Genomic DNA, 16,709 nt, shown 5'->3' on the forward strand with positions numbered 1-16,709 from the left:
GGTGGGTGGGGGGAATTTCACCGCCGCAGGAAGCGGCGCAGCTTCGTCAGCGGCCACGTGTTGATGACGTCGTCCGGCGTCAACCACCCCCGCTGGGCCGTCGCCACCCCGAACCGTACGTTGGCCAGCTCGGAGACCGCGTGCGCGTCGCTGTCGATCGCGAAGCGGACCCCGTGGCGCCGCGCCAGCAGCACGTGTTCGTCGCGCAGGTCGAGCCGCTCCGGGTGGCCGTTGACCTCGAGCGCCGTGCCCGTCCGCGCGCAGGCCGCGAAGACCGCGTCGAGGTCGGCGTCGATGCCGCCCCGGCGGCCCAGCTTCCGCGTCGTCGGGTGGCCGATGATGTTGACGTGCGGGTTCTCGGCCGCCCTGATGAGCCGGCGGGTCTGGGTGGCCCGGTCGAGGCCGAAGTGGGAGTGGACCGAGGCGACGCACACGTCGAAGCCGGCGAGGAAGTCGGCCGGCCAGTCCACCTCGCCCTCCGGGTCGATGTTGAGCTCGGTGCCGTGCAGTAGCCGCAGCCGCCGCCCGTACCGGTCGGCCAGCTTTCGCACCCGGTCCCGCTGCGCCAGCGCCTTCTCGCTGGTCATCCGCTGCATCTTCAGCTCGGGCGCGTGGTCGGTGACGGCGTAGTAGGCGTAGCCGCGCCGCGCCGCGGCCTCCACCATCTCCTCGAGCGAGGCGAGGCCGTCCGTCAGGTCGGTGTGGGTGTGCAGGTCGCCGCGCAGGTCGTCCTCGCCGACCAGCGACGGGAGTTCGCCGCGTTGGGCGGCGGCCACCTCGCCGCGGTCCTCGCGCAGGGTCGGCGGGATCCACGGCAGGTCGAGGTGGGCGTAGACCTCCTCCTCCGTGCCGGCCGGCAGCGGGTCTCCCGTCTCGGAGTCGAAGACACCGTACTCGGAGAGCTTCAGGCCCTTGCGCAGCGCGATCTCGCGGGTGCGGATGTTGTGCTGCTGGGCGCCGGTGAAGTACTGGAGGCCGGCCCCCCACGAGTCCGGCGGCAGCACCCGCAGGTCGATCTGGAGGCCCTTGGCGGTGCGCACGGACGTCTTCTTCAGGCCGTGCACGACGACCTCGGCAGCGGTCGGCAGCTCGGTGAAGGCCGTCATCACGGCCTCGGCGTCCTTCCCGGGCGCGGCGACCAGCACGTCGATGTCGCCGACGGTCTCCTTCATCCGCCGCACCGAGCCCGCGTAGGCGCACCGCTCGCAGCCGGTGGCGGCGACGAGTCCGGCGACCGTCTCCTCCGCGATGCGCAGCGCCTCGCTCAGCAGGATCCGGCCGCCCGAGGCCCGCATCAGCTCGACGCCGTGCAGGATGTTCTCGGCCGCCTTGGGGCCGAAGCCCTTGAGCTCGGTGAGGCGGTCCTCGTGGACGGCGGCCACCAGTTCGTCGACGGAGGCCACCTCGAGATCGCGGTAGAGCGTCATGGCCCGCTTGGGGCCGAGCGTCGGGATGGACATCAGCTCCCGGACGCCGGGCGGCACCGTCGACCTGGTCTCCTCGATCGCGGCCACGTGCCCCGCGCTCAGGTATTCGGCGATCTTGTCCGCGATGGACTTGCCCACGCCGGGGATGCCCTTGAGGGCCTTGGCGTCGAGCGCCGAGACGTCCTCCGGGTAACCGCCGACGGCGCGCGCGGCCCGCTCGTAGGCGCGCTGCTTGAACACGTCGCCGCCGGTGATCGCGATGAGGTCGGCGTACTCCTGGAGCAGCGCCTCGACCTCTTCGTTCGGCCGAGCCATGCGTTCAGTCTAGGAAGCGGGGCGCGGGTGGGCACGCCGAGGAATGGCGCGGCCCGTTCCGGGTACCCGGCCGTTTCTGACACAGGGGGGCCTCTGGCACAGGGGGGCCGAGGGTGAGGTGGGACCGTGCGCGCGACCTTCGTGCTGGGGCGGATCGCCGGCGTCCGGATCGGGGTCAACTGGAGCGTACTGGTCGTCTTCGCGCTGATCGCCGCGGCGCTGGCCGCCGGCCGGCTGCCCGCCGACTACCCAGGGCACGGCTGGGTGCTGTACACCCTGGTCGGCATCGGCACCGCCGTCGTTTTCTTCGCCTCGCTCCTCGCGCACGAGCTGGCGCACGCCATCGTGGCCAGGCGCAACGGCGTCGGGGTGGACGACATCGTGCTGTGGCTGCTCGGCGGGGCCACCCGGATGCGGGCCGAGGCGCCGACGCCGGGCGCCGAGTGGCGGATCGCCGGCGTCGGTCCGCTGGTCAGCCTGCTGCTCGGCGGCGGGTTCGTGCTGCTGACGTGGCTGCTGCACGCCACCGGGTCCTCGGAGCTGCTGGTGGAGGCCTCGGCGTGGCTGGCCACCATCAACATCCTGCTCGCGGTCTTCAACGTCATCCCGGCCGCGCCGCTCGACGGCGGCCGGCTGCTGCGTTCGTTCCTGTGGTGGCGCGGCGGCGACCGGCTGCGGGCGACGACCGGCGCGGCGCGCGCCGGGCAGGCGTTCGGCTGGCTGCTGGTGGGGTTCGGGCTCTGGGCGTTCCTGTGGACCGCGTCGTTCGCGGCGCTGTGGCTGGCGCTCGTCGGCTGGTTCCTGGTGCTGGCGGCGACCGAGGAGGCCAGGCAGGCGCGGGTGCGGGAGCTGCTGTCCGGGGTGGCGGTCCGGGACACCATGACGCGGGACCCGGTCACGGTGCGGTCGCGGGAGACGGTCGACGAGTTCCTGTCCGGGGAGGCGCTGACCGGCCGGCACGCCGCGTTCCCGGTGACCAGGGACAGCGACGACAGCGGGGAGGACGGCCACGCGGTGGGGCTTCTGACGATGGACAGGGCGCGCCGGGTGGAGCAGGACGAGCAGCGGCGGATCACGGTCGGCGAGATCATGGTGCCGCTGGACGAGACCCGGGTGAGTCGCCCCGACGAACCGCTGTCCGACGCGCTGACCAGGATGACGCCGGGCCCCGAGCACCGGCTGCTGGTGCTCGACGAGGCCGGCCGTCCGGTCGGCATCGTCTCGCCCGCGGACGTCGAGCGCGCGGTGCGGCGCGTGGCGGCCGACCACGGCGGCGGCCGGCGTTGACGCCGCTCACCCCGCGGCCCGGGTGAGGCGCGCCGCTCAGCCCGCGGCGCGCGTGAAGCGGAGGCTGGCGGTCACCGTGGCGACGCCGCGCATCATGCCCAGCTGGTTCCAGCCCATCTCGAACCGGGCGCGGTCCACGGTGAACTCGGCGTCCAGGGTGAGCGCGTCGCCTGACACGTCGGTCAGCGTGGCGGTGAGCGAGAGGGGCCGGGAGACGCCGCGCACGGTCAGCCGCCCGTCGACCCGCACGGTGCCGTCGCCGCCCGGCCTGGCCTCGTTCGCGGTGAAGGTGATCTCGGGGTGGCGCTCGGCGTCGAAGAAGTCGGCGGAGCGCAGGTGCTTGTCGCGCTTGGCGTGCCCGGTGTCGAGCGTGGCCACGTCCAGGGTGAGCACGCCGCTCGCGGTGCCGTCGGCGCGCACCTCGCCCTGGCCGCTGACGGCGGCGAAGGCGCCCTTGACGGTGACCAGGCCCCACATCGTGCGGTGCCGGATGGCCACGGTCGAGGCGGTCCGGTCGAGCTGCCAGGTTCCGGTTTCCACGGCGACGGTCATGAGACGCTCCTATCGTCCAAATTTGGATGAGTGCTGGACGCCACACTAGCAAGTCATCCATTTTTGAACAAGACGTAGAATCGATGTCATGGCCGAACCCGAGGAACCCGCAGCCGACCTGCCCCGATGCCCGGCGGAGTCCGGCTCGGGCACCCTGCGGACCGAGCTCCGCGCCTGGATGCTGCTGCTCGCGGCCACCGGCGCGATAGAGCAGCGGCTGCGCGCCGTCGTCAAGGCCCGGCTCAACGTCTCGCACGACGAGTTCCTGGTGCTGTGCCTGCTGGCCGACCAGGCCGACGAGGCCCTGCGGATGACGCGGATCGCGGAGCTGCTCGGCCGGCCCAAGACCCGGCTCACCTACCAGATCGCCTGCCTCCAGCACGCCGGGCTCGTCAGCAGACGCTCGGTCTGCGGCGACCGGCGCGGCGTCGAGGTCGCCCTCACCGAGAAGGGCCGGCGGCTGCTGGCCGAGGCGTCCCCCGACCTCGTGGACACCGTCCGCCACGGCCTGGCCGAGGCCATCGGCCCCGCCCAGTGCGAGGCGCTGCGCGCGCTGCTCCCCGACCTCGACCGGCCGGCGGACGACGGCGCCGACGAGCCACGGCCCGCGGCGCCCTGACCCGGCGCCGGGTCAGTCCCGCACAGCCGCCGCTAGGAAGTGCGGAACGGCCACCAACAGCCGGTCGGCGGCGACCCGTTCACGCTGGTCCCCGAGCCAGCGGTCCGCCTCGGCCGCGTCGATCGCGCCGAGCGCGCGGGCGGTCTCGGCGAGACCGGTCAGCATCGGCAGCGCGGCCGACCCGGTGAACAGCGGGGTGTGCGCCTCGGTCGCCAACGGCCGGAACCCGGCGTCGAGCAGCAGCCGGCGGTGCGCGCGGGCGGCACGCGGGCTGGGGATCGTGTCCGCCCTGGCCTGGACGACACGACGGGTCAACGCGGCGTCGGCCGCGTCGATCACCAGCGCCTCCCAGTCCTGCCCCACCAGCACGATCCGCCCGCCGGGCGCGAGCACCCGGCGGGCCTCGCGCACCGCGCGCGCCGGCTCGGGCAGCGCGTGCAACAACCGGTCGGCGCGGTAGCCGGCCAACGCGCCGTCCGGGAGCGGCAGCGCGAGCGCGTCACCGCGCCGCAGGTCGGCGCCTGGCCGGCGGGCCCTGGCCGCCGCCAGCATCCGCTCGTCGATGTCGAACCCCATGGCGGCGGCGCCCCGTTCGGCCAGCTCCGCGACGGCGAGGCCGGTGCCGCAGCCGATGTCGGCGACCGCCGCGCCGGGCGCCGGGTCGAGCAGGTCGTGGCCCCTGGCGCGCAGCGCGCGGGCGGCCGGCAGCGCGTCCACGGCGTCGAGTCGGGCGATCAGTTCGTCGGTGCTGTTGCTCATGGCGGCCACGCTGCCGTTTCATGCCGACATGAAGTCAACCGTCTCCCCCGCCGCCACCGACCTCTCCATCGGCGCGGCGGCCGGCCGATTCGGGCTCGCCACCCATGTGCTGCGGCACTGGGAGTCGGCGGGGCTGCTCGCGCCGCGCCGCGACGCCGGCGGACGACGCCGCTACGGCCCGGCCGACCTCGACCGCGTCGCCGCGATCCTGCGCGCCAAGCGGGCCGGGCTCCCCCTGGACCGGATCCGCGAACTCCTCGACGGCACGGGCCCCGCCGCCCGCCGCGCCGCCCTGGAGCGGCAGCGCGGCGAACTGCTCGGCCGGATCGCCGAGGCCAGGGCGTCACTCGCGCTGGTCGAGTGCGCCCTCGGCTGTCCGCACGACGATCCGGCCGACTGCCCGCACGCCGGGCACGCGACGCACGAGGCACACGTGGCTCAGTAGATGTCCGCCTCGCGCGAGGTGGCGGCGATGCCGTTGGCCCCGTTGAACAGCCGCTGGCCCCAGGAGGTCAGCTGCGAGGCGTTGAAGTTGGTGACGAGGTCCAGGTACTCGACGCCGCCGCTGTTCCCCGACCACGACCAGCCGAGGTAGCCGATCCCCAACTGCTGCGCGGTCGCCATGATGGCGTCCTCGTCCGGGTTGCCGTCCGAGTGGTTGTGTCCGAACTCGCCAACCACGATGGGGAGTCGGGCGTTGACGAAGGCGTTGAGGTAGTCGCGCACCTCGGCCGCCGTGTCGTACACGCCGTACATGTGGACCGAGAAGAGCGTGTTGCGGTCCGGGTCGGAGTTGAAGACCGTCTGGGCGTTGGCCCGCATCGTCCCCGACCAGTCCTGGCCCCAGTTGGGCGCGTCCACCATCAGCGTGTGGTCGAAGCCGGCGTCGCGCAACCGGCTGATCGCGTTCCGGGTGTCGGCCGTCCAGCCGGCGGCGTTGTTGTTGCCGTAGGGCTCGTTGCCGATGTTGATGACAACGTAGTTCTCCTGGCCGGCCAGCGCGCTCTGCACGCTGATCCAGTAGTCGGCGGCGCGGCTGAGCGAGACGGCGCCCGACTGCTCGCCGTAGCCCGTGGTGTCGTGCGCCTCCAGCACGCAGATCAGTCGGTTGGCCCGACAGAGGTTGACGACGTTGGCCACGTCCGCGGCGTCGTTGCGGGTCCAGCGGTCACCGGTGGAGAGCACCACCCGCACCGTGTTGGCGCCCAGCCGCTTGATGTCGGCGAACGCGTTGGTCTGCGAACGGAACCAGGTGTGGGCGTGGTTCACGCCCCGCATCACGAAGTTGTTGCCCGTCGACTCGACCAGCCGACCGTTGCTGATCCGGAGGCCGACGGCGGCCGTGTCGACCGGATTGTCGACCGGATTGTCGACCGGATTGTCGACCGGATTGTCGACCGGATCGGCCTGGGCGGCGACCGGACCGCCGAGACCGACGAGCCCGATGAGCGCCGCGGACGCGGCCACCACCAGGGCGCCGAAGCGCGTGCGTACTTTCATGGCCTGCTCCTCGAGGAGATCCGTCCCGTGGGACTCCAATGATTGGGAGCGCTCCCACTTCATCAGGCCAGCCCGCCTGGCCCATGTCAACCCGCGCGATCACCGGACGTCGAACCCGGCGCGGGACCAGGACCAATCCGGTTGTGCCATCGAACCATCTGGTTGTATGGTCGAACCATGATGGCGGATCGGGAACCTGACTCATCGGCTGAACTGCAGAGCGCCCTGCGCGGCTTCGTGCGGGCTTTCGGGCTGCACCAGCCGGAGACCACCCCCTGCGGGCAGCCCATCCCGGTCTCCGAAGCGCACGCCCTGGGCGAACTGGCCCAGGAAGGCCGATTGCGCCAGGTCGAGTTGGCCCGCCGCCTGCGGCTGACCAAGAGCACCGTCAGCCGGCTCGTCGGACAACTCACCGCCCGCGGCTGGGTGGAACGGGCGCCCGCCCCCGACGACGGCCGCGGCGTGGTCCTGCGGCTCACCCCGGCCGGCGAGCGAGCCGCGGGCAACCTGGCCGCGGCGCGCCGGGAGAAGTTCTCCCGGCTCCTGAAGTCGATCCCCGCCCACGAACGAGCTGGCGTGCTCCACGCCCTGGACATCCTGACGAAGGCACTCGATGAATAACCCCGGACGAAAAGCAGCCTGGGCCGGCGCGGCCACCGCCCTGGCCGGCGCGGCAGCGGTCACCATCCTGCTGACCGGCGGAACAACACCCCAGGACACGGACGGCGGCCAGACCGACAGGCAGCGCCAGGTGGCCGAACGAGGCCAGGATGTCATGCCGTTCGACCTGGAACAGACCACCCACTACTTCACCCCCACCGACACCGGCGGCGTCCAGGACGTCGTCGCCGACCAGCCAGGCGACACCGAACAGATCGCCCTGATCCGCGCCCACCTCCAGGAAGAAGCCGAAGCCTTCCGCCAGGGAGACTTCGGCGACCCCGCCCGGATCCACGGCGACGACATGCCCGGCCTGGCCGAACTGGAGAGCGGCCACGACGACTTCCAGGTCCGCTACGAGGAACAGACCGACGGGGCCGCCCTCACCTACACCGCCCGGGACCCCGCCCTCGTCCAGGCCCTGCACGACTGGTTCGAAGCCCAACTCAGCGACCACGGCAGCCACGCGGAAGGCGGCCACTGACGATCAGCGCCCCGGAACGGCGGCACCCGGGCTCACCCGCCGGCCGCGCCGCCCACCAGGGCACGCAGCAGCCCCGGGAACGCCGCCTCGACCTCCTCGCGGCGCAGCGCGTTCATCCGGGAGGTGCCGACGCAGTACTGGCGGATCAGACCGGCCTCGCGCAGCACGTGGAAGTGGTGGGTGGCGGTGGACCTGCTGACCGGCACGTCGAACCCGCGCAGCGGATGTCCTCGCCCGAGGCGTACAGCTCGGCGACGATTCCCCGGCGCACGGGGTCGACCAACGCCTCGAGCACCTGCTGGAGGCCGCCCCGAGGTCCGGATGGGGCGGGACCCGCTCCCGCCCGTCGCGCCGCGCTCTCACCATGCTCACCACCCCCACCACGGTACGACACCCGTCGAAGTTTGACAGTTATCGTACTTTCGGCTTGGCTTGGCGCCACGTCGATCCACGAGGCGATGCGGGAGTGATGGCGATGCCGAAGACGGTGCGGTTCCACGAACTCGGCGGCCCCGAGGTGCTGCGCGTCGAGGAGGTGCCGGTCGGCGATCCTGGGCCCGAGGAACTGGCGATCCGGGTCGACGCGATCGGCCTCAACCGGGCCGAGTCGCTGTTCCGATCCGGCCACTACATCGAGGACGTCAGGGAGTTCCCCGCCCGGCTCGGCTATGAGGCGGCGGGCGTGGTCGAGGCGATCGGCCCGGGCGTGACGGGGTTCGAGGTCGGCCAGTCGATCAGCGTGGTCCCGGCGTTCTCGCTCAACGACTACGGCGTCTACGCGGAGCGCGCCCTGGTCCCGGCGGCAGCCGTGCTGCGCCGGGCGGAGGAGATCGACGCGATCCAGGGCGCCGCCGTGTGGATGCCGTACGTCACGGCGTACGGCGCGCTCGTCGAGGTCGGCGGGCTACGCCCCGGCGACACGGTGCTGCTGACGGCCGCCGCCAGCAGCGTGGGCCTCGCCGCGATCCAGATCGCCCTGCGCGTCGGCGCGGTGCCGATCGCCACCACGCGCAACCCGGCCAAGCGGGCCGCCCTGTTGGAGGCCGGCGCGGCCGAGGTCATCGTCACCGGCGAGGAGGACGTCGTCCGGCGCGTGCGCGAGCTGACCGGCGGCCGGGGTGCCGAGTTCGTCTTCGACGCGGTGGCCGGTCCCGGCGTCGTCGACCTGGCCCGGGTGGTCGCCCCCGGCGGCACGCTCTTCCTCTACGGCGCGCTCAGCGGCGAGCCGACGCCGTACCCCGGCTTCCAACTCGGCATGCCGGCGCTGAACATCCGCACCTACACGCTGGGCGAGACGACGAGGGACGCGGAACGGCTGCGCCGCGCCGAGGCGTTCGTCACCTCGGGGCTGCGGACCGGGGCGTTCCGGCCCGTTGTGGACCGCGTCTTCCACGGCCTTGACGAGATCCCCGAGGCCCACCGCTACCTGGAGGCCAGCGGCCAGGTAGGCAAGATCGTCGTCACCGTCGACCACGACGGGCCGGCGTAGGCTGACACCGCCCTGTCCAGAACGGGGTTCGCTGCCCCCCGGGGGAACGGGTAGCAGTGGCCCCACCTCTCGAACGGTCAGACCACCGATCACCCGGGCCCCGGACGGCTCTTCTCGCTGTCTGCGCTTGTGCGCGTACACCGACGGCCCGCCAGCCGAACGCCTGGCGGAGCCAGAACAACTCGGCGAGGCGGGGCCAGGACAATCCGTCGGAGACAGTCGAGGGCTACCGGTGGCGAGTCGCGTTCCCAAGGGACGTGCCGCCGGAAGGCGTCCTCGCCGGTGCGGGGGCGAGCCGCGCGACGCACGCCTACGCACCCCGCGTGAGCCCGCTCGCTCGGCTTCGACAGCTACACGCGCAGCCGCGAGGCATCGGTGCTGCGGGCCGGGTGTCTCGGAGAGCGGACGTTCTGCTTCGAGCACGGGGTCATGGCGTGATGGACGACGTGCTCCGGAAGTTGTCCGGAGGCACCGAGCCCTGCCCCTCCGGCTCCCGGGAATTCGTAGCAGTCGTCGGCCTCGGCTGCCAGCGAGTTCCCACATGCCTGCCGCGAGCACCCGGCCCGTTCCGGCAACGAGGGGCAGCGCCAGCCGATGGGGAGTGGCGCGGCCCTCAGCGTTCGGGCTCTCGTCTGGCGCGTTCGGAGTGCTGCGCGGCGAGGCCGTCCTGAGTGGTGTGACGGATCCGGCCGCGGTCGAGGGTCACGATCTGGTCGGCGGCGGCGAGGCCCTCCCTCTCGTGGGTGACCAGGAGCGTGGTGCGGCCGCGGGTGGCGTCGAGGATGTCGGCGAGCACGGCGGCGGCGGTGTCCGGGTCGAGTCCCTCGGTGGGTTCGTCCAGGACAAGGACGGGCGGGTCGGCGAGCAGCGCGCGGGTCAGAAGGAGGCGCTGGCGCTGGCCGCCCGACATTGTGGCGCCGTCCCCGCCGAGTGGGGTGTCCCAGCGGTCGGGCAGCGACTCGATCCAGTCCAGCAGGCGGGCCTTGCGGGCCGCGTCGCGCAGGTCGGCGTCCGTGGCGTCGGGGCGGGCCAGGAGCAGGTTGGCGCGGATGGTGGTGTGGAAGACGTGCGCGTCCTGGGTCATGCCGGTGATCACGCGGCGGACGTCGGCGGCTGCGCAGTCGCGAAGTTCGCGCCCGCAGACGCGGATGCTTCCGGATGTGTACGGGACGAACCGCATGAGTGCCGCGACCAGCGTCGACTTGCCGGACCCGCTCGCGCCGAGAAGCACGACCCGGTGGCCGGGCGGCAGCCGCAGGCTCACCCCGTCGAGGACGAGAGGGCCGCCGGGATGGTGACGCACTCGCAGGTCGGTGATGTCCACGCCGAGCGGCTCGTCGGTGGGGAGCGGGGCAGGAACAGGCGGGTCGGTGACGGGGGGTGGCGTGTCCAGGAGGTCGGCCAGTCGGCGCGCGGAGGCCTGAACTTCCGCGAGGCGACGGGCCGCGGCGGGCAGTGACGCGAGGGGCTCGAAGGAGATCAGCGCGAGAACCGTGAGGACGGTGAGGTGCACGGCGGGCAGCGCGCCGGCCGCGTGCGCGCGCAGCGCAAGCCAGGTGACACCGACCGTCGCCCCGCCCTGGAGCAGCAGCACCACGGCCGAGGCGAGCGAGGTGGTCAGCACCCCCCGGCGCTCCAGCGCGGCGATTTCGCCGGAGGCACGGCGGACCCGCTCGTGGGCGCGGCCCCGGGCGCCGTACGCGGTGAGGTCCGCCGCTCCCTCGGTCACGTCCACGGTGAGCGCTGCGAGTTCGGCGCGCGTCGCCTTCTCCGCGCGACCGGCACGGCGAGACAGCGCGAGCACCAGGGCGGGTACGAGAAGCCCCGCCACGGCCAGGGTCAGCCCGAGCAGGACGCCTGCCTGCGGCAGCAGCACCATGGCCGTTGCGGTCGCGGTCGCGGTGACCGCGCAGGCGGCCGCTGCCGGGAGCAGGACGCGCAGCAGCAGGTCCTGGGCGGCGTTGACGTCGTCGACGAGGCGGGTCAGCTGGTCGCCGCTGCGGAAGGCGAGGGCGCCCGCCGGGGCGAGCGGCACCAGCGCTTCGTAGACCCGGGTGCGGAAGCCCGCGACGGCCCGCAGTACGCCGTCGTGGCCGAGGAGCCGGTCGGTGTAGCGCAGGGCACCGCGTCCCAGGGCCAGGGCCCGCACTGCGACGATCGCGACGCTCAGCGACGCGATCGGCGGCTGCTCGGCCGCGCGGGTGATCAGCCAGGCGGCGGTGGCCGTCAGCGCGGCGGCCGCGAGGTCGCTCCCGGCCGAGGCGAGCGCGGCGGGCAGCAGCCTGCGCCAGTACGGGACGAGGTGGCGCAGGAGACGGATGGTGGGGTGAGGCCCGCGCGCACGTGCGAGGGCGGCAACCTTGGCGTGGGGAGTCATGAGGCCACCAACCCTTCGGCAAGCGCCGACGGGGGGAGGGCGAGGCGGCCCGCTCGTATCGTGATGATCCGGTCGGCGTGGGGCAGCAGGCTCGTCCGGTGTGCGACCACGACCGCGGTTCGGCCGCGCATGAGGTCAACCGCGGCCCGCGTGACGGCGGCCTCGCTTTCGCGGTCGAGGTGGGCGGTGGGTTCGTCGAGGAGTAGCACGGGGGCGTCCTTGAGGAAAGCGCGGGCAAGGGCGATGCGTTGGCGCTGGCCAGCGGAGAGCCCGGCGCCGTGCTCACCGAGCACGGTGTCGTACGCCTCCGGCATCTCCTCGATGAAAGGGCCGGCCAATGCGGCGCGAGCCGCCTGGCGCACCTCGGCGTCGCTCGCGTCGGGGCGCCCGAGGCGGATGTTGTCCGCGATGGACACCGCGAACAGATGCGGGCGCTGCGGCACCCATGCCACCTGAGCGAGCCACTCGTCGGGGGCGAGGTCCACGAGCTCGGTGTCGCCGACCGCGACCCGGCCCGATGCGGGGGTCACGAAGCCCAGGAACAGCGACAGCAACGTGGACTTGCCCGCGCCGCTCGGGCCGACCAGGGCCACGTGCTCGCCGGGGCTGATGGAGAGAGAGACGTTCTCGAGGGCCGGCGCGGCGCGGCCCGGGTAGTTGACGGTGACCCCGTCAAGGCGCAGGTGCCCCGTGCGGGCATCGGTGTCCTGGACGTGGCCGGTGCGCGCCGTGGGCGTATCCCCCTCGTCGAGGACTGCGAAGACCCGCTCGGCCACCGCGATGCCTTCGGCGCTGTCGTGGAAGGCCGCGCTCGCGGTGCGCAGCGGCAGATACGCCTCGGGGGCGAGGAACAGGACGATCAGGGCCGTGCGCAGATCCGTCTCGCCGCCGAGCAGCCGCAGCCCGACCGGAACGGCCACCAGCGCCACGGAAAGGGTGGCGACCGTCTCCAGAACGAAGGAGGAGAGGAACGCCACGCGCAGCGTCCGCATGGTGGCCCGCCGATGGGCGTCCGCCATCTCGCGCACCACCCGGGTCTGGTGCCGTTCGCGGCCGAACGCGCGCAGCGTCGGCAGCCCGGCCACCACGTCCAGGAAGTGGCCGCCAAGGCGCGCGAGCAACTGCCATTGCCGGGCGGTGCGTCGGGCGGTGTGCATGCCGACCAACGCACCGAACACCGGGATCAGCGGCAGCGTCGCGACGATGATCAACGCCGAGGCCCAGTCGGTCCACCATAGCCAGGCGACGATCGTGAGGGGGACAACCACGGTGGCCGTCAACGTGGGCAGGTAGCCGACGACGTACGGATCCAGGGCGTCGAGGCCGCGGGTGAGCAGCGTGGCCGTCTCGCCGTGGCGGCGGGCCGCCAGTTGCAGGGGGCCGGTGTGCTGCAGCCGGCCGGTGATCCGGTCCCGCAGCGTGCGCTTGGCGTCGGCCGCGGCGCGCTGGGCTAGCACCCCTCGGGACCAGGTCAGCAGCGCGCGCAGCGCCATGACGGCGGCCAGCGCGGCCAGCGGCGCGAGTGGGAACGGGTGTCCGGCGAAGCCGTCCGCGAGAAGCGTCGCCAGCAGCCCGGCCTGGGCGACGACGAGCCCGACGCCCAGCAACGCCAGCGCCGCCGAGTACGTCATGTGGCGCCGCAACACCGGGACTTCCCGCATCAGGCGGCGTTCGACCGGCTGCATCCTGGGGTTCCTCTCATCGCTTACACGGCTCAGAAGTAGTTGGGATGCCGGCGGCCCGTCCGACCTCGGAAGGCCCACCAGCTCCACGTCTGATACGCGAGGATCACTGGGATCAGCACGCCCCCGAACGCGGTCAGGAGTTTCAATGTGGCCCCGTCCGTGACGGCCTCGTGGACGGTCATCCCTGCGCCCGACGAGCTGACCAGGACGTACGGGTACTGGCCGGCCCCCACGAGCAGCACCGGCAGCACGGTCGCGCAGCAGGTGGCCACGAACGCCCTGCCGAAGCGCCCGCAGGACAGGCACCACCAGGCACCGGCGAGTGCCGCCGCGAACAGGACGGCGAGGACGGCCGAGGTCACGCGGTTCGTCATCGAGGCCCCCGATCCGACGAGCGTCAGCAACAGCGTGAGACATCCCACGGCGCTGGCCGCCCGCACCAAGGTGGTCCCCGATTGCCGTGCCCTGGAGGCGAGTTCGGGGGGCAAGCGCAGCGCGAGAAAGGTGGCCCCGTGCGCCGCGAAGAGCAGCGCGGTGGTCACCCCGCAGGCCAGCACGAACGGCGAGAGCACCTCGCCGAACCCGATGTGGAAGCTCCCGTCGGCCCGGCGAGGCACGCCGTGGAGCAGCAGGCCCACGACAAGTCCCCAGCACAGAGCGGGCAGCGCGCCGCCGAACACGATCAGGGCGTCCCACCACCGGCGGCCCCGGGCGCTGTGGGCGCGGCCGCGCAGCTGGACCGCGGCGTTGCCGAGGACCAGGCCGACGAGGATTGCCACGAACAGCGGGTACAGGCCGGGCAGGAGGCTGCCTTCCAGGTGCGGGAAGGCCCCGAACAGGACGCCGATGAAGGCGACCAGCCAGACCTCGTTGCCCAGAAAAAACGGGGCCATGGCGTCGAGGGCGGCGTTCCGGGGGGTGCGCTCGGCTTCGTGACCGCCTCGGCTGCCGAGGAAGGAGTGCAGCATCTGTACGCCGTAGTCGTAGCCGCCGAGGACGAAGTACCCGGCGAGAAGCAGACCGAGGAGGGCCAGCCAGAGGGTCTCCAAACTCATTTTTGCTCAACTTTCCATGACAACAGGGTTCATCTCTGTAAGCGCGTCGTTCGGACCGGCTCAGAAGGCCGGGACCGGCTGTTCCTCGTCGGCACCGCCCGTGGGCACGTCGTCGGCAAGCGGCTCCGTGGCGCCGAGTTGGGTGGCGTCCGGACCGCGGCGGGCGAAGCGGGCGATCAGGATCCAGTTCGTCACCGCCAGTGCGGCGAAGATGGTGATGAACGCGGCGCAGGACACGGCCAGTGAGGTCCTACTGACGTGGGAGAGCGCGTCCTCGACCTTCAACTCGCCGTAGACGAGCCAGGGCTGTCGTCCCATCTCGCGGAGGAACCAGCCGCCCACGGAGGCGACGAAGGGGAGCGGGATCGTGGCGATCATCACGTAGGCGAAGGGGCGCCAGCGCCAGAGCCGGCCCTTCCACAGCAAGATGACGGCGATGATGGTGATGCTGGAGATGGCGTAGCCGATGATTTCCATGCTCTCCATCGAGAGCCGCAGCCAGTCGTGCGCGAACACGTAGTCGCCGGGCCCGTACTCCCTGACGAGCTCCGCCTGAACCTGGGCGGCGTCGCCTTTTTCCAGGGCGGCCATTTTCATCGGCTGGTTCTCGCGGATCAGGGAGATCTGCATCTCGCCGACAGTGGCGACGAACCCGGCGGCAGGGGTGCCCACCAAGAGCGCCAGGCGCACGGAGCCGCGGAACAGGTCGGTCTCCTTGGTGCCCCGGACGATGTGGTAGAAGCTGATCCCCATGACCAGGACGCCGCCCGTCGTCAGCGCGGCGAGCGTGACGTGCGCAAGCGCGGTGAGCGCGTTGGGGTTGGTCAACAACGCCCCGAAGTCAGTCAGATAGGCGACGCCGTCCCGGACTTCGTAGCCGACCGGATGCTGCATGAAACCGTTGGCGACCATGATCCAGTACGCGGAGGCATACGCGGTCAGAGCGACCAACCAGATGAGTGTGACGTGCACTCCGCGGCGCAGGCGGCCCCAGCCGAAGATCCACATACCGAGGAAGGTGGACTCGGCGAAGAAGGCGATGAGTGTTTCCAGCGCGAGCGGCATGCCGAAGACGTGGCCCGCGAACTTGCTCAGGCCGCTCCAGCTGAGCCCGAACTGGAACTCCATGACGAGGCCGGTGACGATGCCGACCGCGTAGTTGATGACGTAGAGCTGGCCCCAGAAGCGGGTCATGCGCTCGCGGACGGCTCTCTTGGCGGGATCACGGGTGAAGGCGGCACGGGTGTGCATGATCGCCACGAGGGGGACAAGCCCCATAGTGAGGATCACGAATAGCCAGTGGATGCTGATCGTGCCCGCGAACTGAAGTCGGGCCAGATCCGCAGCGCTCATGATGCGACCTTCCTAAGCGACGGGTAGCCGGTGGGAGGGCGGACGGGTTCGGGGTGGAATCGGACGGGTGGGGGATTCCCGCCTCGCATATGCAGGGTGCCGGGCGCCGTTGCCCCTCGCCTGTGCGAGGACCGCGTTGGGAGAATTGCTCAGGCATTCGGTTCGCCGATGCGCAGATACCCCGGAAGACACAGGCGGAAGGCGGATCACGGATCGGCTGTGATCGCGCGATTTCCTGGTCGCCGCCCGTTACGAGCACATAAACCGCGCCGCGAAAGAGCCGCGTATCGCCCCGCCCTCGCTCAGCCGCACTATCGCGCTTCCGGAGGCCGAGTTCGACTCTCCGGCCGTCGACCGGCAGGAGCACCACGGGCGGCTCGCCCGCGAGGACCATCGCGAGGACGCGCATCGGCAGCATCGGCTTGGTCACTGCGAACTCCCTTTGAGTAAAGACGGATCAGCAGACTGACTACATGTTGGCTGCCAATATATAGCACGCCTACTGTGGGGCCGTAGGCTGCCTACCCATGAGAGGAGAGAAGGGCGAGGAGGTGAGCGGGCACCTGGACGGTCCGCTCTGTTCGTCCTGGCGCCCTGCCCGTTGCGCAGGAGCTGGCAGGCGTCGGCGAGCGGCGGCGGCGATACGAGGTCACCGACGCGGGCCGGCGCAGCCCCGCCGACGAGCGGACGGCCTGGCGTGTTTCATGGCCGCGATCGGCTCGGTCCTGGACGCCGCCCCGGCGCCCCGGGCACGGCCCCCCGCCGACCCCATCGAGGACCGCGTGGCGGCCCTGAGCGCGGCGTTGAACGGCCCTTCCCGGCTCAACTCCCACCTGATCGCGGAGGCCCGCGACGGCCGCGCCGACGTCGCCCGCCGCCGGCGTGAGGACCGCGTCGAGGAGGAGCCGGCACCCGGTCCCGCGTCCGCGGTGGACGACACGCTCCAGCTCTACTTCCTGTGCGCCCACCCGTCATTGACCCCGGCATCGGCGGTCGCGCTCACGCTGCGCGCCGTCGGCGGGCTGACCACCCGCCAGATCGCCGCGGCCTACCTGGTGCCCGAGGCGACCATGGCACAGAGAATCAGCCGGGCCAAACGCACCGTCTCCAGCGTGCGCTTCGACCGGCCGGGCGACGTCGCCACCGT

General features: G+C 72.2%; 16 protein-coding genes and 1 pseudogene. 8 read left to right on the top strand and 9 right to left on the bottom strand.

Features of this window, described 5'->3' with window-relative positions; genetic code table 11:
- Window positions 1-17: 17 nt before the first annotated feature.
- Window positions 18-1,742, bottom strand: coding sequence for a DNA polymerase/3'-5' exonuclease PolX (polX, locus tag E1265_RS19195; protein ID WP_132931598.1), 1,725 nt, complete (start codon window positions 1,740-1,742; stop codon window positions 18-20).
- Window positions 1,743-1,868: 126 nt separating this feature from the next.
- On the opposite strand from polX, the gene E1265_RS19200 reads away from it, so the two are divergent.
- Window positions 1,869-3,029: a site-2 protease family protein gene (locus tag E1265_RS19200; RefSeq protein ID WP_132931600.1), complete on the top strand. Its 1,161-nt coding sequence runs from the start codon at window positions 1,869-1,871 to the stop codon at window positions 3,027-3,029.
- A gap of 36 nt (window positions 3,030-3,065) precedes the next feature.
- Here the strand turns inward: E1265_RS19200 and E1265_RS19205 are convergent, their stop codons facing one another.
- Window positions 3,066-3,581: a YceI family protein gene (locus E1265_RS19205; RefSeq protein WP_132931601.1), complete on the bottom strand. Its 516-nt coding sequence runs from the start codon at window positions 3,579-3,581 to the stop codon at window positions 3,066-3,068.
- A gap of 88 nt (window positions 3,582-3,669) precedes the next feature.
- On the opposite strand from E1265_RS19205, the gene E1265_RS19210 reads away from it, so the two are divergent.
- A complete protein-coding gene (locus tag E1265_RS19210) occupies window positions 3,670-4,200 on the top strand; it encodes a MarR family transcriptional regulator (protein ID WP_132931603.1) in 531 nt (176 codons plus the stop codon).
- A gap of 12 nt (window positions 4,201-4,212) precedes the next feature.
- On the opposite strand, the gene E1265_RS19215 is transcribed toward E1265_RS19210, so the two are convergent.
- Window positions 4,213-4,959: a methyltransferase domain-containing protein gene (locus E1265_RS19215; protein WP_132931605.1), complete on the bottom strand. Its 747-nt coding sequence runs from the start codon at window positions 4,957-4,959 to the stop codon at window positions 4,213-4,215.
- A 28-nt stretch (window positions 4,960-4,987) separates the two neighbouring features.
- Between E1265_RS19215 and E1265_RS19220 the strand changes: the two genes are divergently transcribed.
- Window positions 4,988-5,404, top strand: coding sequence for a MerR family transcriptional regulator (locus E1265_RS19220; protein WP_132931607.1), 417 nt, complete (start codon window positions 4,988-4,990; stop codon window positions 5,402-5,404).
- Here the strand turns inward: E1265_RS19220 and E1265_RS19225 are convergent.
- A pseudogene (locus E1265_RS19225) lies at window positions 5,401-6,459 on the bottom strand (glycoside hydrolase family 5 protein); the annotation flags it as partial. The gene E1265_RS19220 and the pseudogene E1265_RS19225 overlap by 4 nt on opposite strands.
- A gap of 177 nt (window positions 6,460-6,636) precedes the next feature.
- On the opposite strand from E1265_RS19225, the gene E1265_RS19230 reads away from it, so the two are divergent.
- Window positions 6,637-7,080 (top strand): MarR family transcriptional regulator, encoded by a 444-nt coding sequence (locus E1265_RS19230; protein WP_132931611.1) that lies wholly within the window; start codon window positions 6,637-6,639, stop codon window positions 7,078-7,080.
- A complete protein-coding gene (locus E1265_RS19235) occupies window positions 7,073-7,603 on the top strand; it encodes an aspartate carbamoyltransferase (protein ID WP_132931613.1) in 531 nt (176 codons plus the stop codon). Before E1265_RS19230 ends, E1265_RS19235 begins: the two co-directional genes overlap by 8 nt.
- A gap of 32 nt (window positions 7,604-7,635) precedes the next feature.
- Here E1265_RS19235 and E1265_RS40760 read toward each other — a convergent pair whose 3' ends face one another.
- The gene (locus E1265_RS40760) at window positions 7,636-7,809 is read right to left on the bottom strand and encodes a helix-turn-helix domain-containing protein (RefSeq protein WP_243740942.1); all 174 of its coding nucleotides are present in this window, start codon (window positions 7,807-7,809) and stop codon (window positions 7,636-7,638) included.
- Between the two features lie 269 nt (window positions 7,810-8,078).
- Here E1265_RS40760 and E1265_RS19245 point away from each other — a divergent pair, with 269 nt between their 5' ends.
- Window positions 8,079-9,092 (top strand): zinc-dependent alcohol dehydrogenase family protein, encoded by a 1,014-nt coding sequence (locus E1265_RS19245; protein WP_132931614.1) that lies wholly within the window; start codon window positions 8,079-8,081, stop codon window positions 9,090-9,092.
- Between the two features lie 613 nt (window positions 9,093-9,705).
- On the opposite strand, the gene cydC is transcribed toward E1265_RS19245, so the two are convergent.
- From cydC to E1265_RS19265, 4 genes are read right to left on the bottom strand one after another with little or no spacing between them, the layout of a single operon-like run.
- Complete coding sequence (gene cydC, locus E1265_RS19250) at window positions 9,706-11,469, bottom strand: thiol reductant ABC exporter subunit CydC (RefSeq protein ID WP_132931615.1); 1,764 nt, start codon at window positions 11,467-11,469, stop codon at window positions 9,706-9,708.
- Window positions 11,466-13,154, bottom strand: a complete 1,689-nt coding sequence (cydD, locus tag E1265_RS19255) for a thiol reductant ABC exporter subunit CydD (RefSeq protein ID WP_132931617.1) — start codon at window positions 13,152-13,154, stop codon at window positions 11,466-11,468. The genes cydC and cydD overlap by 4 nt, the downstream gene beginning before the upstream one ends.
- A 29-nt stretch (window positions 13,155-13,183) precedes the next feature.
- A complete protein-coding gene (gene cydB, locus E1265_RS19260; protein WP_132931619.1) occupies window positions 13,184-14,209 on the bottom strand; it encodes a cytochrome d ubiquinol oxidase subunit II in 1,026 nt (341 codons plus the stop codon).
- A 60-nt stretch (window positions 14,210-14,269) separates the two neighbouring features.
- Window positions 14,270-15,562, bottom strand: a complete 1,293-nt coding sequence (locus tag E1265_RS19265) for a cytochrome ubiquinol oxidase subunit I (RefSeq protein ID WP_132931621.1) — start codon at window positions 15,560-15,562, stop codon at window positions 14,270-14,272.
- A gap of 235 nt (window positions 15,563-15,797) precedes the next feature.
- On the opposite strand from E1265_RS19265, the gene E1265_RS40765 reads away from it, so the two are divergent.
- Together E1265_RS40765 and E1265_RS19280 are read left to right on the top strand one after the other, a co-directional pair.
- On the top strand, window positions 15,798-16,031 hold the full coding sequence (locus E1265_RS40765) for a hypothetical protein (RefSeq protein WP_132931622.1): 234 nt from the start codon (window positions 15,798-15,800) through the stop codon (window positions 16,029-16,031).
- Between the two features lie 235 nt (window positions 16,032-16,266).
- Window positions 16,267-16,709: sigma factor-like helix-turn-helix DNA-binding protein (locus E1265_RS19280; protein ID WP_347877222.1), on the top strand; the 443-nt coding region annotated here is incomplete at its 3' end.

This window comes from Streptomyces sp. 8K308 (assembly GCF_004348315.1).
Taxonomy (GTDB): domain Bacteria; phylum Actinomycetota; class Actinomycetes; order Streptomycetales; family Streptomycetaceae; genus Streptomyces.